Origin of the sequence: Paenibacillus sp. UASWS1643 (genome assembly GCF_008693195.1) — a bacterium.
Taxonomy (GTDB): Bacteria; Bacillota; Bacilli; order Paenibacillales; family Paenibacillaceae; genus Paenibacillus; species Paenibacillus amylolyticus_B.
Window position 1 is genome coordinate 94,651 of the sequence record NZ_VXKZ01000105.1, and the last position, 20,687, is coordinate 115,337.

General features: G+C 39.7%; 16 protein-coding genes. 6 read left to right on the forward strand and 10 right to left on the reverse strand.

Annotated elements, in window-relative coordinates:
* The first annotated feature begins 103 nt into the window (after window positions 1-103).
* Window positions 104-730, forward strand: a complete 627-nt coding sequence (locus FE296_RS12045; RefSeq protein ID WP_150365052.1) for a hypothetical protein — start codon at window positions 104-106, stop codon at window positions 728-730.
* Window positions 731-936: 206 nt separating this feature from the next.
* On the opposite strand, the gene FE296_RS12050 is transcribed toward FE296_RS12045, so the two are convergent.
* Window positions 937-2,301 carry an ABC transporter substrate-binding protein gene (locus tag FE296_RS12050; protein WP_150365053.1) on the reverse strand — a complete coding sequence of 455 codons (1,365 nt, stop codon included), beginning with the start codon at window positions 2,299-2,301 and terminating at the stop codon, window positions 937-939.
* Window positions 2,302-2,506: 205 nt separating this feature from the next.
* Between FE296_RS12050 and FE296_RS12055 the strand changes: the two genes are divergently transcribed.
* The 4 genes from FE296_RS12055 (at window position 2,507) to FE296_RS12070 (ending at window position 6,934) form a co-directional block, all read left to right on the forward strand.
* On the forward strand, window positions 2,507-3,220 hold the full coding sequence (locus FE296_RS12055) for a response regulator transcription factor (RefSeq protein WP_150365054.1): 714 nt from the start codon (window positions 2,507-2,509) through the stop codon (window positions 3,218-3,220).
* 40 nt (window positions 3,221-3,260) lie between these two features.
* Window positions 3,261-5,162: a sensor histidine kinase gene (locus FE296_RS33905; RefSeq protein WP_190945160.1), complete on the forward strand. Its 1,902-nt coding sequence runs from the start codon at window positions 3,261-3,263 to the stop codon at window positions 5,160-5,162.
* Window positions 5,163-5,424: 262 nt separating this feature from the next.
* Entirely contained in the window at window positions 5,425-6,390 is a 966-nt protein-coding gene (locus FE296_RS12065; protein ID WP_150365055.1) for a YndJ family transporter, read from the forward strand.
* 91 nt (window positions 6,391-6,481) lie between these two features.
* Entirely contained in the window at window positions 6,482-6,934 is a 453-nt protein-coding gene (locus FE296_RS12070) for a HEAT repeat domain-containing protein (protein WP_150365056.1), read from the forward strand.
* A 216-nt stretch (window positions 6,935-7,150) separates the two neighbouring features.
* Here the strand turns inward: FE296_RS12070 and FE296_RS12075 are convergent, their stop codons facing one another.
* The 9 genes from FE296_RS12075 to FE296_RS12110 all read right to left on the reverse strand — a co-directional run bounded on the left by FE296_RS12075 (window position 7,151) and on the right by FE296_RS12110 (window position 17,626).
* Window positions 7,151-8,641: an aldehyde dehydrogenase family protein gene (locus FE296_RS12075; protein WP_150365057.1), complete on the reverse strand. Its 1,491-nt coding sequence runs from the start codon at window positions 8,639-8,641 to the stop codon at window positions 7,151-7,153.
* A gap of 28 nt (window positions 8,642-8,669) precedes the next feature.
* Window positions 8,670-9,755: a 5-methyltetrahydropteroyltriglutamate--homocysteine S-methyltransferase gene (locus FE296_RS12080; protein ID WP_150365058.1), complete on the reverse strand. Its 1,086-nt coding sequence runs from the start codon at window positions 9,753-9,755 to the stop codon at window positions 8,670-8,672.
* A gap of 370 nt (window positions 9,756-10,125) precedes the next feature.
* Window positions 10,126-11,307 carry a hypothetical protein gene (locus FE296_RS12085; RefSeq protein WP_150365059.1) on the reverse strand — a complete coding sequence of 394 codons (1,182 nt, stop codon included), beginning with the start codon at window positions 11,305-11,307 and terminating at the stop codon, window positions 10,126-10,128.
* Window positions 11,308-11,805: 498 nt separating this feature from the next.
* Window positions 11,806-11,931, reverse strand: coding sequence for a hypothetical protein (locus FE296_RS33755; protein WP_263364166.1), 126 nt, complete (start codon window positions 11,929-11,931; stop codon window positions 11,806-11,808).
* A gap of 178 nt (window positions 11,932-12,109) precedes the next feature.
* Entirely contained in the window at window positions 12,110-12,595 is a 486-nt protein-coding gene (locus FE296_RS12090) for a hypothetical protein (RefSeq protein WP_150365060.1), read from the reverse strand.
* A gap of 233 nt (window positions 12,596-12,828) precedes the next feature.
* Entirely contained in the window at window positions 12,829-13,689 is an 861-nt protein-coding gene (locus FE296_RS12095) for an HNH endonuclease (RefSeq protein WP_223868853.1), read from the reverse strand.
* Window positions 13,679-15,295, reverse strand: a complete 1,617-nt coding sequence (locus FE296_RS12100) for an ATP-binding protein (RefSeq protein ID WP_223868854.1) — start codon at window positions 15,293-15,295, stop codon at window positions 13,679-13,681. Before FE296_RS12100 ends, FE296_RS12095 begins: the two co-directional genes overlap by 11 nt.
* On the reverse strand, window positions 15,292-15,720 hold the full coding sequence (locus FE296_RS12105; RefSeq protein WP_150365061.1) for an EcoRII N-terminal effector-binding domain-containing protein: 429 nt from the start codon (window positions 15,718-15,720) through the stop codon (window positions 15,292-15,294). The genes FE296_RS12100 and FE296_RS12105 overlap by 4 nt, the downstream gene beginning before the upstream one ends.
* Before the next feature lie 7 nt (window positions 15,721-15,727).
* Window positions 15,728-17,626 carry a DEAD/DEAH box helicase gene (locus FE296_RS12110; RefSeq protein ID WP_190945162.1) on the reverse strand — a complete coding sequence of 633 codons (1,899 nt, stop codon included), beginning with the start codon at window positions 17,624-17,626 and terminating at the stop codon, window positions 15,728-15,730.
* Window positions 17,627-18,289: 663 nt separating this feature from the next.
* Here FE296_RS12110 and FE296_RS33910 point away from each other — a divergent pair.
* Window positions 18,290-20,437: a type II restriction endonuclease gene (locus tag FE296_RS33910; RefSeq protein WP_150365063.1), complete on the forward strand. Its 2,148-nt coding sequence runs from the start codon at window positions 18,290-18,292 to the stop codon at window positions 20,435-20,437.
* Window positions 20,438-20,687: the final 250 nt, after the last annotated feature.

Genomic DNA, 20,687 nt, shown 5'->3' on the forward strand with positions numbered 1-20,687 from the left:
CCACTCCTAACCGAACACTGCGTCGCCATATGCAATATCTGTAAGGGTTTATTGTATTACGTATGAAGCCTTAACCATTCTAAGGAATATAGGAGTGTGTCCAATGAATAATCTATTTTTCCCCAAATCTTTTCGAGTTTTTTTGGCTTGCTTGTTGATTCTTGCATTTGCCGTACCAGCGACCGCTTCTGCCGGCTATCTTGGAGATAAGCTCACGATCGGCCAAAGTATGGCTAAGGGAGACTATCTCACTTCGCAAGATGGCAGATTTTCAGCCATATGGCAGAATGACGGGAATTTTGTCATCTATCAGAATGGTTCTTCTCTTTGGAGTAGCGGTACCAGTAACAGTGGGGCTCTTTCGTTCAAGTTTGAACCACAATACGGGAAACCCGTCATGTATAAATATGGAATGAAATATCAAGATGTGTACCAATATGGCTATCGCTATGGTTTCAACCCGGCTACAGGAAAATTCGAATATTACACCGGTTGGGGATGGGATAAAGTTCTGATGATTGATACTTCTGTACAGGTAGATGCTTGGTCTCCCAATACCACCTCATGGATTCCAGGTCATCACGGGAGCAGCTTACCAGCTAACACAACGGGTGACACACTAGTCATGCAAAGTGATGGCAATTTAGTTCTGTATAACACAACGCTGACCAATAGCAATTATCCGAACAGTTGGATTCCTGTCTGGGCTTCGAATACGGGCGGGCGCTAAAAGAGAAGAGAACTGGAACGGAATGAACTAAAGTACGATGGAGAGCTGCGTGATACGCGGCTCTTTTTTTGTTTTCCGAGGAAGTTGATAGACCCATCACTTAACAAAAAGAGGCCAACCAGTAAAAACGGTTGACCTCTTTATACTGTCGTATGAACTGTCCCGATCTCTATATTACGGGGAACTATAAAAGGCTAGAGATTCTATTACTTTGCCGCCTGAACCTTTTTCAATTTATCAGCAACGGCTTGAGTGCTGGATTGGATAGCAGAAGTTGCTTTGTCCAATGTTTTCTTCCCGTTTGCTACCTGTGTCAATTCTTTCAATACAATTGACCGAAATCTCAATTCAAAATTTGGTGACTTGTTCATGAGAACATAACTTGTTATCGATGAATCCAAATTAGGTTTTAATTTGTAGAATGCATCCAACTTGTAACCGGAGTACTCTTTAATCATGCGAGATAGAGGAGCACCGATACTATTATTCGAGTTCTTGGGTTTATAGTATTCATTAGCGTATTCTTCTCCATTGAAATATTTGATGAAATCCCAAGCGGCATCAACATGAGATGCGCCTGCTGGAATCGCGAATATCTCATGAATATATACGTTGCCTGTTGATTTTCGGTCCTTAGCCGCAGGGCCGGCAGCAATACCAAGTGTAAAAGGTTTGTAATTCTTCACACTATTTTTTGCTGCTTGCAGGGACTCCAACTGACTAATAGAGGCTACTTTCATAGCAGATCGTCCCATAATGAACGAATTACTTTCCAAGTAACTTTTGCCGGACAGACTGATCTGCTCGTCAAGTACTCCGGACTTCGTTGCCTCACTCGATAGACGATAAGCATTTTTCCATGCAGTTGTATTTGCAGTAGCCTTTAGGGTGTTTGGATCCAAGTACGTTAATCCTTCTGTTCTGGCGATATCCATTACCAAATTGCTGGATCCAAAGGAACTTAGGCCCCAAATTCGGGAGTTCTTATCTCCCTTGGTTGGGAATTTCTTAGCAAGATTTAATATCTCTTCCCATGTCATCCCATCCGTTGGTGTTTTAACATTGTACTTTTTAAATAAATCAGCATTATACAGAAGAGCGTACGAATCCGCTTTTGGGCTTAACCCATAAAGTTTGCCACCGCCTTGTTCCTTCAATTCATCAAGCAAGCCGGGGTATAACGTTGTCGTGTCATACGTATCTCGTTTAATTAAAGGTTCTAAATCGACCAGTTTTTTATCTTTAGACATTTGTTGGTATTGGTAAGGGGGTATCATCACAAGATCCGGTGAAAACTTTTGGATGGCCCCGTTGTAATCCTTAATCGCTTCCATACCTCCAGGTGTAACTACTTCAATGTTTACATTCGGGTACTTCTGACTAAACAGATCTCCATACGTCATTTTGAAATCATCTTCATTCCAGTACAATACTTTTAAAGTACGTGTCGAATCTGCCTCGTTGTCCGAATTTGCAAAAACTTGCCTGCCTGTGCTAAAAACAGTTGAAATACCGATTAACATAACACTTAGACTAACAAGCATGGCCTTCTGTAATACCTTATGCTTCAAAAATAAAACCTCCACTCATGTATTGTTCAAACGATTATTCGCTTGTGTTGTACTCAGTATAGAAGTGAAAGCTTATCATCTCACTACCGAACTTCTTATCATTTCCTTAAATCATCCTGACGTTATTCAATGCATAAGAAATATCGCTTATAATTATCGTGTTACTCTTCAATTTAAGGAAGATACAGGAACCAAGGGAGGATCTATGGCGGAAAGCACAATTCTAATGGTGGATGATGAAGCAGAAATTATCCAATTAATGAGTATTTATTTCAATAACGAAGGTTACAAACTTCTACAAGCAGCGAATGGGATGGAAGCGCTGAAGATTCTGCAGACCAAGCAAGTTGATCTAATTGTACTGGATCTAATGATGCCCAAGATGGATGGTTTGCAGGCGTGTATGAAAATACGAGAGACGAATCCAATTCCCATCATTATGCTGTCCGCTAAAAGCCAAGATATCGATAAAATATCCGGTCTCAGCATCGGCGCTGACGACTATGTAACCAAACCATTCAACCCGCTCGAGCTGATCGCACGGATCAAGTCGCAGCTTCGAAGAATGAACCAGTTCAACTCCGTTTTGGGCAATGCGAACGAAATACATATCGAAAACGTAGTGATTAATAATGCATCCCACACGGTAACGGTCGATCAGCAGGAAATCAAATTGACTCCCCGCGAGTTCGCGCTCCTTCATATGCTGGCTGTCAATAGAGGGGTGGTGCTGAGTATGGATCGCATCTACGAAGAAGTCTGGAACGAGCCTTTTATGGAGTCGAAGAATAGCGTCATGGTTCATATCCGTAAGCTCCGTGAGAAGATAGAATCCAATCCACGTGAACCGCGGATCATTAAAACCGTGTGGGGGATTGGATACAAAATCGAAAGTGATTTAAAAGCAAGGGGTGAGTAGGATCCAACCACAGTGGCTGTATACGATTCGGTGGAGATTAATGCTGATCATGGTTGCAAGCCTGGTTTTAACAGGCGCAGCTATTTTTTTGGGGTATGTCATGGCGGGAGCGCTGCAAAAAATTGAATATGTGGCTGTCCCGATTAATTGGCTCATTGAATATGCCGGGTCCGTTCGCGTGATGATCATTACCGGTATCGTTCTGTTTCCCATCACTTTCTTCCTAACCAGCCTCCGCTTGGTTCGGGATTTACGCGAAATCACCACAGGATTGCAGGAAATATCGGCAGGACGGTTTGGGCAGGTTGTAAGGGTTAAGGGCAAGGATGAGTTAAGCGTCATCGCGGAGAGTATGAATCAATTGAGCAGCGAATGGGATCATTATCTTGCGGAAATCACACGCGGTCTGGGAGAGATTGCGAGCGGGCAGTTTGACCATCAAATCCCGGAAATTGCCGATCATCAACTGGGAGAGGTAGCACTCAGCATCAATCGGATGAGCATGCAGTTGAAGCATTCGATTGCAGAGGAACGCAAGGCGGAAAAGACCAAAAATGATCTGATCACCGGTGTATCTCATGACCTGCGAACTCCACTGACCTCGATTCTCGGTTTTCTCGAAGTCATTGAGAACGATCGTTATCAGGATGAGGTAGAGATGCGTTATTACGTCAACATTGCATATGAGAAATCTTTGGCGCTTCAGCGATTGATCGACGAATTATTCGAATATACACGGGTCAACAACGGCATGCCTCTGGAACTCAGCGAGCTTAATATGACCGGGTTAATTGGCCAGCTTGCCGAAGAATTCGTGCCGATTACCGAGAGTGCAGGCATGGAAATTAGGCTGAACGTCCAAGAGGGAGACTTCAAAATTCAAGCGGACGGAGCATTGTTGGTACGGGCTTATGAGAATATACTCGCCAATGCCATCCAGTATGGGCGGACGGGCAAATATATCGATATTGATATTGCACAAGATGGAGATATGCTAGTTGTGCGAATCCAAAACTATGGATCCCCTATTCCCGAGCGGGATTTACCCTTTATTTTCGATCGTTTCTACCGCGTAGACAGCTCCAGGTCGAAGCAGACCGGAGGTACAGGTCTCGGTCTCGCCATAACAAAAAGTATTGTCGAGGTGCACGGAGGAGGCATCACTGCGCAAAGCAGCAAAAAGGCAACCTGGTTTGAAACACGGTTATCGAGGTTCGGACCTAATCAGACGCAAGTGGCTGTTGCGGAAGAAGCCCAAAACGAAATCAATCGGATACCGAACGTGCTTCCGGAACAAGACCTTTTACCAAAACAAAGAATATTTCCTCAGCTTCGATACCTGTCTCTCTCCAGGATATCTGCTGTACCCATGATCTTGTTACTCGTCTGTTCGGTGGTTCTATTCAGTATGAAGAATTCATTTACCTCTAATCTAGTGGTGAAGTTGCCTTCCATCTTCTCTGAAAATGACGATTCAACGTTGACGTCAACAAGCGGAAATAACGAGATGGCTTTAATAACAGGCAAGACAGACAAAGGCTATACACTTCTCATTCATGATTACCTTTTCGACGGTCAGAGCCTGAGTATCCAATACTCAATGAAGCATTCTAACCAGATATCGGAGTTGCAGTGGGTGAAAAAAAAATCGGTCAAGCCAACTTTTACTTTGGATGCTTCAACTATAAAGGCGGTTCCCGGCATCGCCACGGATTCAGGTGTAGTTTTGGCCAAAAACGGAACGATCCGATTTTACTTTATTGGGAGCTTGCCACCTCCAGACCAGTTCCTGTTGAAAGTCAACGTATACCAGTTAATCCTATCCGATGGCCCGGGTCAGCAGGATCTGCTCCCCGGAGACTGGAGCTTCGAAATTCCTGTGAAGAAAAATTATGAACGAAAAGCTAATGGCCAAAGCGCACCCTTACAAGATTCAACTTAAGATTCTTGAAACAAATATTACATTTCAGAACCACAGAATTACAATAAGAGTTTCGCCAGACAGACCCAGCTAAGGGAATCAGTATCGGCATGTTTAACCCTGCAATATTATGCGAGGAAGAAATTTTATTCTTATTCATTTGATACCACAGCTCCTTTACTAAAGCGCTGTTTCATATATACCAGCTTTCGCCTTCTTGGAAAAATCATAGTACTGATCGGCAGGCAAGTATTACGATAAACGTAGCTAGAAAGGAAACCCCATGAATAGTTCCTTAAAGCAACTCATGAAATCACCCGTATTTCCCGGTGGAATCATAACCATTCTGATATTTTATCTTGATTATTTTCAATTCGAACTTGTTGAAAAATTTCTGCTGTTTGCGGCTTTCGTTATTGTGCCTCTTGTAATTTCGCTTTTGAACCATGACGTAAAAAATAAACATCAACGAGTGATTTATGCTGCTATGAAATGGCTTCAATTTCCCGCTGCGCTTCTTACTCTAGCTTCGGTAATGAGTAATAAGATGTGGGGGTTAGAAAGTACGACAATCCCAGGGATTCTGTCCCTTGGGTGGCTACTGTTCACACTGCTGCTTGGCATCTATGGCTTGACCACTATTGTGATCTCTAAAGGAAAAGCAGCGGAAATAGCGATTGGCGCGGGGCTCGTTTATTTTTTTATCGGGGGCATTTGGTTTACCTTATATCAATATCAAATAAACCTCTTCCAGGCTAATCCTGCAACGCATGCATTAAGCTCGGTTCACTTTCATTTTTCATCTGCGATCGTTCCAATTTTTATTGGTGCACTGGGACGCATCATGACGAAGAAAAACTGGTATCCTTGGGTTGTTGCCATCGATATCATCGGACCCATATTGATTGCTATTGGTATGATTTTCTCCAAGCCAATTGAATACATTGGTGTCACTTTGTTCGCCTGTAATATTGTGGTATACACCGCTTATCTCCTTACTTACTTGAGAAAAAACGCTTTGGATATTAAGGCAACCATCTTTTTAGGTCTTTCTTGCCTAGCCTTTTACACAGTGGTTGTTATTTCCATCTTCTATCCGTTACTGAAAAATATGTACTCCTTAACCATACTCGATTTTATTCCCATTTACGGATCTCTGTATGCGTTTGGTTTTGTTTTATGTGGACTGATTGGTTGGGTGTACATGGTGGACTTCATTAAGGAAAAGGCTAGCCAATTGGCATCATAGGAGTAGTTTAGTCAGGTTCGTGCTATAATAGTGATCACATAAATAACATTCATCATTCTGCCGAGATGGCGATGATTAAGGAGATTGAATTTTGACGAACAACCATGATACTGGAGCAGTTAACCAACTACCGGAAAACTTTGAAGAGCTCAAACGAGCGGCTAATCGGACGTCAAGCTGGAGAGACAGACTGAATGCGGTGAACGAATTGGGGAACTGGAATACAGAACCTACCATTAAGTTGCTGCAGCATGTTTTGAAAAATGATCAAGTGTTTCAAGTGCGCGAAGCCGCATATCTCAAGCTGAACCAGTTGGATGAAGATGTACAAATGCCTGCCAAAAACAAAGGTGAGCTGTTTAAAGGGACTAACAAAATTTTGCTGCGGATCAAAAAAAGCCTTCCTGAAGGTCATACATTTGAGGAATTTAAGGAAAAACTGCAAAAGACACGTCTGGATCTCTATGATACTTACGAGGGCGACAAAGATGCTGAGTTCGACTCCTGGCTCCATGGAATTTGGGAGACACTAGGTAGAAGATAGCCGCCGTTCACCGTGTAATAGCTGAATACAAAGCCACTCCAAAAATGGAGTGGCTTCTTTATTTCTTCTGCGTCATCTCTACCAGATATGGTTTTTTTCTCTAAAAAAGTCACCACAGACAAACTGATCTGACAAAAAAACGCCCTGTCTACTGATTCTTAAAAATCAGTAAACAAAGCGCAAAGTTAGAGCCTTTTTGAACAACCTCTATACCATTTATTCGGGTATATAAGGAAGATCCAGTGTCTTCGGAACGTTGATGACATGTTTTTCTGTATACGTGCGGATACCTTCCGTGCCGTATTCACGGCCAATTCCCGATTGCTTGAAGCCACCGAAAGGGAAGCGAACATCGAGACCCTGCACAGCAGCGGTATTGATCATGGTCGTTCCAGCTTCGAGTTGACGTGCGACGGAGATGGCATCCTCTTCTTTCCCCCACACAGAACTCGTCAATCCATATAAGCTTTCATTGTGTAGATGAACTACCTGCTCTTCATCGTCAAATGGCAGAATCGGAACCGTAGGGCCAAACTGTTCCTCTACGACAATCGGATCATGAACATCGCAACCTAAGACAAGCGTAGGTTGTAGGTAGTAACCTTGGTCAAACAGTTTCTGATCCAAAATTTGGCCGAGAGGGATGACCTTAGCCCCGCGATTTTGCGCATCTTCAACCAAACCAAGCACGACATTTTTCTGTTTCAGGTTATTAACCGGACCTACTGTCGTATTTGAATCAAATGGATCACCAATTCGAATCCAGCGATTCGCCGCTTCTATATATTTTTCCACAAACTCATCATAAATAGAACGGTGTACATACACACGTTTGGCGATCATACAGATCTGGCCTGTTGTCAAAAAGTTAGAAATGACAATCCGGCGCATTGCTCGCTCATCATGAACATCAAAACTTTCCAAGAAAATCGCCGCATCATTACCACCAAGCTCAAGCGTCATATCCTTAATCGTTTCCGAAGCTGCTTTGATAATATGCTTAGCGGTCGCGGTTCCACCTGTAAAGGCGATCTTCGTAACATGAGGATTCGTAGTCAGTTCAACGCCCACATCCGCATCACCATGAACGACATTGATTACCCCAGCCGGGAACTCACTCGCAATAATCTCTGCCACCTTCGCTGCCGCCAGCGGCGCATACGGACTCGGTTTAAGCACAATTGTGTTTCCCGCAAGTAAGGCAGGAGCGATCTTAATCGTAGATAAAGCAATGGGATAGTTCCATGGACTAATCGCTGCTACCACACCAATGGGATCATAGGAAAGAATCGTTTTACCATTCTCATGCGTTTTGATCTCTTCCTGTAGAGCCGATGTAACTTCATTACAAGCAAACTCCATCCACATTAAAGAAACATAAATTTCACCGTGCGCATCATACAAGGGCTTGCCATGCTCTCTGGACAGCAAATATACAATTTCATTCTCAGCTGCTCTAATCTTCTCGATCGCCTTGCGCATCATCATAATGCGTTCATCAATGGAGGTCTGCTTCCAGGTTTTAAAAGCCACTGCCGCCGCTTCAATCGCTTCAACGGCTTGTTCTTTCGTAGTGACAGGGAAATAGCCTACGATCTCAGTTGGGTTGGCCGGATTCTCTTTTGCTAACTGCGAAAGGGATTTTACATATTGACCATTAATGAACGTTTCAACGATAACTGTCTCTTGGTCTGCTTGGATCGTCATTTTACATCCCCTCCGTTATTTAGATGGATTAATTCCAAACTTCTTCTGCAATTTCCTTCACATAACGAAGTTTACGCCATTGTTGTTCTTCCGTTAAAATATTGCCTTCTTCCGTGGAAGAAAAGCCGCATTGTGGGCTCAAACAAAGTTGCTCAAGAGGAACATAAGTTACCGCTTCTGCAATTCGGGCTTTAATCTGTTCTTTATCCTCTAACTCGCCTGTTTTTGATGTGAGTAAACCAAGTACGATTTTCAAATCTGTTCGATTCACATATTTTAATGGCTCGAATCCACCTGAACGCTCATCATCAAATTCTAAAAATAATCCATCTACGTTTAAGCCTCCAAAGATAACTTCAGAAGCGTACTCGTAACCACCCGTTGAGAAATAATTTGATTTATAGTTACCGCGACAAATATGCATCGTCACAACTAAATCTGCCGGTTTATGAGACAAAGATTCATTAATCATACGTTGCATCGTTTTCAACTCTTCCGCCGGTTCCAGACCTTTGGCACGCAGCTTATCGTGACCAGCGTCTGAGAATAGGTCTGCCCAAGCGGTATCATCTAATTGCAGGTATCGACATCCTGCATCATAGAAGGCTTGAATGGCTTTTTGATACGCCGCAATCGTATCCTGAAGGAATTGCTCTCGGTCCGTATAGATATTAGCGTCATTTTCCAATCGATATAGAAGCATGTTAGGACTTGGAATGGTCTGTTTCGCCACTGCGTCACCTGCATGCTTTTTCAAAAACTCAAAATCCTGAACAAAAGGATGACTCGAGAAATCAACTTTACCAACAACACGAATCCCGCCCTTACGCGTTTGCATATTATGGAATTTCGGTCCATCTATTTGCTCATACAACTCTACGCCATCCAAGCCGCCCAGAAAATCAAAATGCCACCAACTTCTGCGGAATTCACCATCCGTAACGGCGAATACGCCATTTTCCTTCTGCTTTTCAATAATTCGAATAATCTCTTTATCTTCCACAGCTCTTAATTCTTCATATGTGATGTTGCCTGATTTATATTGTTCACGTGCCTTACTTAAGTCTGCAGGACGTAGAAAGCTGCCTACATGATCATTACGAAAAGGTATCATAACTATTTCTCCTTCTAACTTTTTGGTTCACTGAGTATAGCATGATTGAAAAGATAGCATGTTATATGAAAAATGCATGGCTGGTTATAGCTTTTAATAATAGCTAAAAGACTTTAATACGCAAAAATCCACAACCTTATATGGTAGTGGATTTAGGGTGGAGCGAAGTGCAGCAGTCATAATAATAATTTCATTATGTTGATGCTCATCCTCGGATTTCTCAAAGTATTTTATATCATAAATATTACTACTATTTGTGGTACGGTTCACCGTATCATTTGTAGGGCGAAATCAGGATCACCCGTCCAACGGGTGGTTTGCTCTTGGGGTATAACCCCAATGTCAACTGGAGATTGATGCAGCCCACAAATTAGAGGGTTCTAACTCTAATCAAATTCTCAAAATATCTCCTTCTCTCGCCGTTATCCTTTTTTGAGAATTCAACGGTATTGTACCATTCAATCATGTGCTCAAGTTGTCGTTCTGACACAGCCTCATTTTTAAGGTAAACAAAAACCCCTAATAAATATGTTAAATAATCTATTCTATTAGGTTGCTTAAAATTGTTTTCCTCAATAAATCCTATAGCACGGTCTAGGGCGTCTAATGTCATGCTGAATAATTTCCTTATATCTTCTTTATTTAATTTGCTAATTAAACTTGCCTTCACATCGGAGGGCATGGGACTAAAATTTGCCTTGTGCTCTCTGTCTTTAAGCACCTCATACGCCGGGTTTAACGCCGCTAAAGGAATAGAAACCTCAGTAGCCTTAAATACAATTAGTTGGTCTAAGCTTGACTCTTTTAATTTCTCAACAAACTGATCCGAATACTCCTTATAGAAGTCTACACCTTTTATAAGCATCTCGGTAAGATTAACCTCGACATCTGTCACCTTACTCCCAGCAAGGTTAAGTACTTCAAACCATTCGCGCTGCTCTTTTTCAGACAAGTCTCGAGCATAGTTTACAGTGTAATAGTAACCCATAAATTTATTTCTAACCTTAGTAAGTAGATCCTGAACCTCGAAAACTTGCAGATCCTTATTTTCTTTCAAATATTGCGAGAATACCTTTGGGTCTTTATTGTACAGTTTTCCAACTGGAATTTGTGATTTTCTAAAAGCGCTAGTATTCATAACGAACTTCCCTGTCGTAATGTCGAGGACAACACATTTAAACTCTTCATGGTCAGTATACGCTTTAAAATTACAACTAAGTCTTTGTTGACCATCATTGACAGAGTGTTTACCGGCTGATTCTTCAATATCGATGCGTTCCCTTTCAATAAATGAAACTTGCGGTACAGCAAGCTCCTTATTTTCAATTATGTTAATCGATATGGGAGCAACAGCAGCTTTACCGCTCAGTTGAAAATTTAACAGGTCAATGGATTTTTCAACTTTCCATCTAATGTATGTCTGGAAAATTGGTAGGCTTAGTCTCCGCTCTTCAATATCCTTACACAGATTTCCCAATGAAACTGGTTTGGATTCCTTTGTCGGATCGAAAGTCGAAAACATCTCCAAATTCTTATTGATCTTAATAGCCATAGTTTATCCGCCTCTCGTCTTTATAATCGGATAATACTATGCTCCGGATTATTCAGTCAACAATAATAAAAAAAGGAAACGCTTACATTTTAGCAGCTAAATAAAAATGGGCTATTTTAAGGATTTTTATCCATTTTTAATTTAGCTGCTATTTTTTAAAGCTAATTACATTCGGTTGATCTAATCGTTACTCCTCCAAAACAATCACAATTAAAAAACCTTCTGTCTAGTTCACAGAAGGTCAACCGTATCTTGTATAGAGCGAAAAGGACGTCCTCTGAAAGAAGTGACTGAAAAACTAACTGTTTTGGAAAAATCCAAACTTTGGAGGGTCAGATATAACTCACAGAACGCAAAACAAGCCTTAGAAGCGATTCTAGAGGCATGTTTTTTGAAGGAGTCTTTTCAGTGAACTCTCGTGAAAGATGTCCTTTTCTTCTTTTCTTCTTTTCTTCTTTTCGGAAAATAGAACTATAAAAATCACAATCATACTAGCCATTAAATAAGTGCTACATAAGGTGCTGATCTATTTTCAAAAGCTGCATCTTCAAACATTTCTTCCATATCCAATAAAGAGGTTAAAAAACCCAAAGACAAGAATGTAAAAATGTATTGAATGCCCATGTATAAAGGAGTACTGGATTTAATTATATCTATTACTTCAAAGATAGAGAAAAAACCACTCACCTTTAAGTCAGTAAAAAGCCGTAAAAAGATGGCATTCCTAAGGTAAGTGCACTGTAAGCCAATGCTCCCCATGCCAATCTAAAACTGTATCATCAGTTACCACTACAACGAATATTTACCTTACAGCGTTGCGAATTTCTTCCTTTAAATTTCCAAAATATTTAGAATAGTTATTGGTAAGATCTTTGAACTCTAATTTGAACTCTTCCGCAAGCTCCGTGTCTGTTGAACGTTCATTAATTTCTGACTGATCACCGTATTTTGATAGCATATCTTGAATATAAAGGCACATACTACTGAGGGCATCATGTAGTTCTAAATCACATTCAATTGCGTCTGCTTCCAGTAGAAACAACTTATCTTGTAATAAAATAGCCTCATTTGCTATCGCATCAAGAGGCTCCTCTTCATGAAGCGTATATAAAATCTTATTCCTAGCCTCAGTCATTACGATAAATGCATTAACTACAATTCGATATCTACCCTTGTTTAATACAGGCTTGTTTCTTTTGTCTTGTAAATGAACCGTCAAGTAAACAGCCCCTAGAGCTCCTAATGTACCAATAATTGCACTAGTGAATCCATTCAAATCAAATTCCATATATTACCTCCTGTTGTCTGCAACGCTAACTATAAATAATTACAGGCTTTCTGCATCCAACGGCTACTTAGATACTTTCGATTTAGGAATGTTGTTTAACTTTTCTAAATGACTTTGAAACAAAATTCATCGCACCGTAGTAACACATTGAAAAAATCAACAAAACGTGCCAATTCTCTGATAGTTTAAGAAAAACTTACTCATGATATTTTTCTACGAAAAGAGAGGCACAGTTAGCGCCCCTCAAAAGGTTTATTTTTCAAATTGCTTTCCTCGATAATTCTTATAAGCTCATCTACTGAATATGGTGGGTTTCTTTTATGAAGCATCGCATGACAGTTAGGACATACTGGAACCAAGTCCTTTGCAGGATCAACTCTATAATTTTCTCCTAAAACTGAGACAGGCGTTGTATGATGTACATGTATAAAGTCTTTTCCAATAGAGCCATACCGGGATTCAAATGAAAATTTGCAAATTATACAATCAGTCCCGTGAATTAAAAGACATGCCTGTCTATTAATTAAATTCCTTTCGTACTTATTCACTTCAATTCTGCTTAAAGAACCTTCCATAACTCCTTCAAATAGTTCCTCCTCTTCAACCTCCATAGGAATCAGCGGAAGGATCAATGAAATCATTGCCCCTCCCCAATCTGTAACCACATGGTCGAGATCCGAAGATTCCATGTTTTCAAAGACAAATGGCATTACTGTGAAGGACAGTTGTATGTTTCTCCAAGTGGACGGCCATTCCCACGCCTTTTCCGGATCAACAGGTATTTTATTTAATTTCATTTCTAAGTGAACCGAGGATCTCCGCCTTAGAGAATTGCAAATGGTTTGAAACAGATGCTTTTGGTCTTCGGATGCATCACCCATAGCACTTATCAAAGCAACAGCATAGTTATCAGGTAGAAATTCGCAAGTCAAGCTTCTCCAAGAAAAATTAATACGAATTACAAAACCTTCTCCCAGTGCAAGGTCAGACGGACGAAGATCAATATAATCGTTCCCTTCACTTATCAAAAACTCAATGCCATATAACTCAGTAAACAAACGTTGTAAGTGTGGTTTATCAATACTAGTTATCATCTTTCAACACCGGCTCAGGAAGATCCTCTACAAGTTTCCGTAGGAGCCTAGAAACCTCATATCTTAATTCTTTTATATAATGTTTTGTCTCATCATTGATGGTCCCCAGTTCAGCCTCACACATAGACCAAAGTAACGAGTCCATACCTTGAATCGTCACTCCTGATGCTAAGTTGGGGACATAAACTTTATGATAATAAGGATGAGAAGTATTAATTCTTACTGCATTATGTTTATCAATTAGGCATGGTTCCCATAGCAGTCCATCATCTACAGAGTCAGCAGTAGTTACATGTACCTCCCCTTCCTTGACGGAATCAATTACAGGCAACTTTATCTTAAATATCCCTTTTTTATTGGTAACCTCAACTTCATTTTGGTCTGCATTTGTAATTTCTACTTTTGCAAGTTGTACTGCCTTTTCCTTCGATCCAATATTGGTATTGGAGCTATCATGAGCACCCTTTGTGACTTTGGCTACTCCATTGTTCACACCTTTCCGGTAGCGATCATCAGCAGCTCTCCGGGGAGCAGGCAAAAATTGATCTTTGAGCCAGTTATACAAATCATCATTTAATAATATCTTTGATTTTTTAATATCTACGTTAAAAGCATCGTCCAAAGTGTGATCAAAGGAAAACTCCACTCGTAGTAGTGTACCGTGTGGTTCGTTCCTGAACATGCCCAGCCAATCACCAAAATGAATCAGTCTATTTTCTCTATATATATAGAAGCCTTGACGATCATTAGTCAATTTTGCCTTCTTAGCTTTTTCTTCATTACTGAATTGCTCTTTTCTCGGGATAACATAGGCTTTAATTGAAAATGATGTCATCTGCTCATTAGGAAGTTCAACTTCCTGTATTCTTTCAGCAACTATTTCTGTAAGTGGTTCATTGGAACAAAAGGGATCCCAAGCTTCTATGATTTCTTTATCAAGACGAATAGTTACCTTAGGTGCTTCTATAAATTCGGAATTAAGAAATCTTTGATATACCAAAGATATATGATCCCTAAGACTCTCCTTAATACGTTCTAGGGCTTTCCTTGCATATGATCCACCTTGATCTGAGTATGATTTTAGTATACGATCGACCTTTTCCCACGTTACAATTGTCCCTGATTTTCCATCAGTAACTTCATTAAGTAAATCCAATTCTTCAAGCTCCGGCTCCAAAAACAACAACTGCCATTCTTGGATTTCGCTCACATGATCTAAATCCCATCTGGCCTTTGAAACAGTATTACTATCCTTAGATCGACTAGTAACAGAAAGGCATCTACAAAAGGCAGTTGAGGCGGTCTTTAGGCCCAACCCAAACTTACCAAGGCTTCCTGGGTCTGGCCTTTGATTCGAACCATATCTCATTGCATTAATGAGTCCGTCCTCGTCCATCCCCGAACCATTGTCAGCAATATAAATACTTATTTCACCCAAATAATCCATTATAAATCTGATATCAACAAGGGTAGCTCCCGCAGCAATGGAATTATCAATAATATCCGCCATTGCCGTGTTAAATTCATACCCAGTATCTCTCAAGCCCTCAATCATACGGGTTGCATCTGGAGCTACTACCACTGATCTTTGCAGTGACATACTCATAAATTTACCACCTTCCAATTATTACCTAGTTTTAGAATGCTTGAATTATCTTTTGTTGTTTCGCTCATTCGTTGATGTTTAACCAACAATTTATCATCACTAAGGCGGTGAAAAGTTATCTTGTCGCCAGTTCTCAAATTGTTTCTTTTAATAAAAGCTGTCATACCAGTTAGTCTATATTCGTTTCGAGTACCCCCAAAAAATTTACCATTGTAATAAATAAAATTAAATTTCCATTGCTCTCCTGCGATATCCTCGAAAATCAGTACTGTTCTCGGATTTTTTACCTCTTTCCCTAGATTAGGGAAAAAAGATAATATCTTATCGTTCTTTGGGACTAAAATACCCGCTTGGTGGGCCCTTGTTTCGCCTGTATCGTTAGCACTTAAAATTTTTGAAATAGCCTGTGTTCTAGGTTGTTCCATATACGTTTCAGCTCCTATGTTTAGGCGTCATTGTCAATGCTTGCAAAATATCTATATAGTCGTCTGCTGTACCATCATTTCCAACCACTGCTATCTCAGAAAGTTCCCTTTTTCTGTCCAAGCGCATATTGATTGCTTCTTCTACTGTGTTGGCGTAAAAAAGCCTGTATATATTAACCGGTCTAGTTTGTCCCCTTCTATAAGCCCGCGCCGAAGCCTGATCCTCTATGGCTGGGTTCCACTCAAGGTTATAATGAATTACATGATTAGCAGCTGTAATATTAAGCCCTGCACCTGCGGCTCGCGGATTTAGTATTAAAATTGCCGAATTCACTTCATTTGTAAATGTATCAATCTTAGCTTGTCTCTCTGAAACTGAAACACGCCCGTCAATGAAATCGCAGTAAACCCCAAATCGCTCCGATAAATCTCCAACCATAATATCGGCCATTTGATTATATGATGTGAAGATTATTACCTTTTCTTTGTTTTCAATAATTTCTTCAGTTATCTCCAACATTCGCTGATACTTGATAAATCGTGCAGGATCTTCAAATTTCTTCGATTGAAGAGCTGGATGAGCGCAATACATTCGTAGTTTTACTAATGAAATCAGTGATGCACTCCTACCATATTCATCGATAATTTCTTGTCTCAAATTTTCGTAATCGTTAATCTCAGAGTCACTCATCTCAAGAACCTGTGGGATATCAATACGAGCTGGAAGGTCTTGTGCAACTTCAAGAACTCTTCTTCTCAACATAATAGGAGACACAAACCCTTCCAAAGATTGAGCGCCTTCACTATCATTTGTAAATCTAGATTCAAACTCTTTTAAATTACCTAAATAACCAGGGAAAGAAAAATCCAAAAGTGACCATAAATCAACTAACTTATTCTCAACTGGTGTACCTGTGACTGCTATTGATGTTCTCCTTGGGATCTGTTTTACAGACAGCGACCTCTTCGCTACAGGATTTTTTATGGCCTGTGCCTCATCCAAAATCACAACATTCCAATTTACCATTTGTAACATCGACAAGTCTCGAACAACGGTATCATAAGTGGTGACTACGACGTCAAAGTCTAAAAGTTGCTGATAGAATCCTGTACGACCATTGCCCTGATGTATGTACACCCTCAAATCTGGGGCAAATTTATTCAGCTCTCTTTTCCAGTTTTCCATAAGGGAGACCGGGGCAATTACCATTGATGTATAATTCAAACGCATTTTTTCAGCTGCAATAATTGCAATTATTTGAGGTGTTTTACCCAACCCCATCTCATCAGCCAAGATACATCCAGCATCCTCCTCAGAAATCATTTTCAACCACTTATACCCTTGCAGCTGATATGGATAAAGTACTCCCTTAAATAATGGAATCTCATCGGGTTCACTTTCTCTTTGTACTGAGGATGCCCGATAACTTAACTGTGAATCATCAATTAGGTAGTAAGCCAAATTTTTGAGGGTAAGGTATTGCTTAAGTGATATGCGCCCGATCGAGAAAATTCCCGCTTTGTTTAATTTTTCAGTTATTTCCTCCAATGCCCCTTGTTCAAATGGGATCCATAAATTGTCGTGGATAAGGTAATCTACCCCTAATTTTTTAACAATTTGTACCTCTTTATTTCTAGGTAACGCTACTGCTAACTCTAAGCCAAGGGTAGTTTCCGATCCAACCATCTCGCTTTTCACCAAAATTCTTATTTTAGCAGGAACCTTTGAAAACTTTAATTGGGGAAAAGTAGAAGACGGGCTATTAAGTAAAGTATTGCTTAGAGGAGCCTCTCCCTTATACTCAGATAGAAAAATCTCCATTGAAGAAGGTATGTATACATCACCATTCTCCCTTTCAATTGCAAGAGTATTATCATTAGTTAACTTCCAAAATGCCTTTTCCATAGGGCGTCCTCTTTCTGAATACCTATTTAATAGTAGCAAAGAATATCGATCTAAAAACAAATTATATAATAAAAATACCATAAAAACCCTTCAAGTAGAAAGAGGATCTACATGAAGACTATCGGCCTACCATTTTCTAGTGATTAGTTTTTATAATCATAATATTTGGTTTTTCGGGTTACTGTGGTTCCATCTCTACAAGCAATAAATCTAACGATCAGACTCTGGAGGTTACAATGAATAACATGATTATAGATCCAACAAAAAAAACTTTAATTTTATCAATTAAGCATAAGAAAGAAAATTCCCATCTGTTAGATGGGAGTCCCTTTCTTAAGGTGTATTTCAAGCTAATAAAACCATCTTCAAACAATCACGTCTTAAAAGTTTATCTTAACGTTCCTAAACAAGACATGATAATATATTCTTTTGCTATCAATATAACTGACGAAATCCCAGCAGTTTTTAATTTCATATCCTCTTGTAAAATCTATTTAAATATTATCGGATCTGACAAATCAGTACTGTCCTCAAAGATATTTTTAAAACCCTTTATTTTACACGACTAGTCATCGAGAACGTATATTCCCACACAAGGTAGTATGGTATAATTAAAGCAACTATGCCGAAAACTCAGACTTAGCTTTAGAAAGAGGTCAAATTATGTATAAATTTATAGATCTTTTTGCCGGTATTGGAGGACTTCGGCTTGCATTTGAAAAGCATGGATGTGAATGCGTATTTTCTTGCGAGTGGGATGCCAAGGCACAAGAGACATACAAAGCAAATTTTGGAGAAACACCTCTTGGTGATATTAGGGATGTCCCAACTGACGTAATTCCCGATCATGATATCCTCCTTGCTGGTTTTCCTTGTCAGCCTTTTAGTCTGGCTGGTGTAAGCAAGAAGAACTCCCTTGGTAGAGAACATGGTTTCGCTGACGAAACACAAGGAACTCTTTTCTTTGAAATTGCTAGAATAATCAAAGAAAAAAAACCACGAGCTTTTTTACTGGAAAATGTAAAAAATCTTGTTTCACATGATAAAGGGCGCACATATCGAACAATCAGAAGAGTTCTGGAAAAAGAACTCGGATACAAACTTTATGCTTCAATTTTGGACGCAAAAGGACTCGTGCCCCAACATAGAGAAAGAATTTATATGGTCGGGTTCCGAGAGCCCCTTGAATTTGAGTTTCCAGAGTTGCCTTTGCGCAGCCTAGGGGTAGAAACAATCTTAGAGGAAACAGTTCCTGATAAATACACTTTGACTGACAAGTTGTGGAAGTATCTTCAGGACTATGCCAATAAACATCGTGAAGCTGGTAATGGATTTGGATTTGGTCTAGTTAACTTGCAAGCTCCCTCACGTACTCTATCGGCTAGATATTATAAAGATGGGTCAGAGATTTTAATACCCCAAGAAGGAAAGAATCCTCGACGCTTAACCCCTAGGGAATGTGCGAGACTACAAGGTTTTCCAGATGATTTCAAGATAGTTGTAGCAGACACTGCTGCCTACAAACAGTTTGGCAATTCAGTTTCAGTACCTGTTGTTGAACGAATAGCTGCCTGTATGATGGACTCGTTAATTGAGAGCAAACGCTCATCAGATTACTACAGGGGAGAATTTAACTTTGAAAACATTCGAGACGAAGTAATTGCGCGTGCATCTCAGTATAAAAAGTTTTACTGCAAATTCCTCTCACCGAATGATACTGGTCTGACCGGGGCTAATCAAAGTGGTTTTTATATTGCCAAAAGAGCTTGGCCTCTTTTGTTCGATGAACCAGGAATTAAGGGTATGAAGAAGGAACGGTCCGTAAGTATTTTTTGGGAACAACTAGATGCATCAACGACTAATATGTTTAAATGGTACGGGAGTAAAAGTGAGTATAGAATTACAAAATTCGGAAGAAGATTCCCCCTGTTTACAGAAAATCATGTTGGTGATCTGTTCATACTCATTCAGATTAACTCTGATGATTATTTAGGTTACGTATTGTCTGGAGAGGACGCAGAAGCATTTTTGGCCACATTTGCAATTTCTCCCGTAAAAAATTCCGCAACCTATGGACTCGAAAGTGAGGGGTTAGATTCATCTTTAAATGATTTAATAGATGAATATACGCTAACCAAAAGTAAATTTCCAACAACTGCTCAAATTGCAGATAAAGCAAGAGAAATTTACTTTTCCTCCTTTAGTCGACACAATGGTGGTAAATTTATAAAAGAAGCTACTGATGACATACTTCTAGAATGGATTGATATCGAGTACAGTATTTTCAAACGATTGGAAGTTAGTTTATATGAGGATACAATTAGTTCACCCTTTGAGAATACTGATGCCCTGATAACCTTCGCAAACTCAGCTTTGAATAGAAGAAAGAAGCGTGCAGGCCAATCATTTGAACATCATTTGGCGTATATCTTTTTACAATGGGGACTAAGTTTCTCTAATCCAGGAAGAACAGAACTTAAGAAGCAACCAGATTTTATTTTCCCAGGGAGTAACGAATATTTAGATTTCACATTCCCAACGGAAAAATTAACATTCTTAGGAGCGAAAACAACCTGTAAAGACAGATGGAGACAAATTCTTGATGAAGCTAATCGGATAGGAACAAAGTATCTAGCAACTATGGAAAAGGGAATATCAAAAGACCAGTTACGACAGATGCAAGAATCTAATGTGGTATTAGTAGTCCCTAAGAGATACCACGACTATTATCCTGAAGAGTTTAAAGATCAAATCCTTTCTTTGTATGAGTTTTGTGAGATGGTTTTTGAGAAACAACATTTATTATTCTAAATGTTATAGGCAACTAAAAGTAAATCGGTTAAGAAGAAAGGAATATCTCAAATGAGATATTCCTTTCTTTATTATCCCACATTTACTCCCAAGTCTAATTTACAAACTCGGACTCACTCTATCAGCTTTTAAAAAGTGATTTAGATTATCACTCAAAAATTTTATGAGCATGTACATTGTCCTTAGAATTTCCAAATAAATTTCCAAAAGTGGCCAAATTAAGTTTTAAGAAATAGTCATGTTATAGTTA

Excerpts from the sequence above, each read along its gene's own strand:
- FE296_RS12095 (WP_223868853.1), bottom strand. The coding sequence starts at position 13,689 with ATGATAACTAGTATTGATAAACCACACTTACAACGTTTGTTTACTGAG.
- FE296_RS12110 (WP_190945162.1), bottom strand. The coding sequence starts at position 17,626 with ATGGAAAAGGCATTTTGGAAGTTAACTAATGATAATACTCTTGCAATT.
- FE296_RS12065 (WP_150365055.1), top strand. The coding sequence starts at position 5,425 with ATGAATAGTTCCTTAAAGCAACTCATGAAATCACCCGTATTTCCCGGT.
- FE296_RS33755 (WP_263364166.1), bottom strand. The coding sequence starts at position 11,931 with ATGGGCATTCAATACATTTTTACATTCTTGTCTTTGGGTTTTTTAACC.
- FE296_RS33910 (WP_150365063.1), top strand. The coding sequence starts at position 18,290 with ATGTATAAATTTATAGATCTTTTTGCCGGTATTGGAGGACTTCGGCTT.
- FE296_RS12090 (WP_150365060.1), bottom strand. The coding sequence starts at position 12,595 with ATGGAATTTGATTTGAATGGATTCACTAGTGCAATTATTGGTACATTA.
- FE296_RS12080 (WP_150365058.1), bottom strand. The coding sequence starts at position 9,755 with ATGATACCTTTTCGTAATGATCATGTAGGCAGCTTTCTACGTCCTGCA.
- FE296_RS12055 (WP_150365054.1), top strand. The coding sequence starts at position 2,507 with ATGGCGGAAAGCACAATTCTAATGGTGGATGATGAAGCAGAAATTATC.
- FE296_RS12105 (WP_150365061.1), bottom strand. The coding sequence starts at position 15,720 with ATGGAACAACCTAGAACACAGGCTATTTCAAAAATTTTAAGTGCTAAC.
- FE296_RS12085 (WP_150365059.1), bottom strand. The coding sequence starts at position 11,307 with ATGGCTATTAAGATCAATAAGAATTTGGAGATGTTTTCGACTTTCGAT.
- FE296_RS12075 (WP_150365057.1), bottom strand. The coding sequence starts at position 8,641 with ATGACGATCCAAGCAGACCAAGAGACAGTTATCGTTGAAACGTTCATT.
- FE296_RS12100 (WP_223868854.1), bottom strand. The coding sequence starts at position 15,295 with ATGAGTATGTCACTGCAAAGATCAGTGGTAGTAGCTCCAGATGCAACC.
- FE296_RS33905 (WP_190945160.1), top strand. The coding sequence starts at position 3,261 with ATGCTGATCATGGTTGCAAGCCTGGTTTTAACAGGCGCAGCTATTTTT.
- FE296_RS12045 (WP_150365052.1), top strand. The coding sequence starts at position 104 with ATGAATAATCTATTTTTCCCCAAATCTTTTCGAGTTTTTTTGGCTTGC.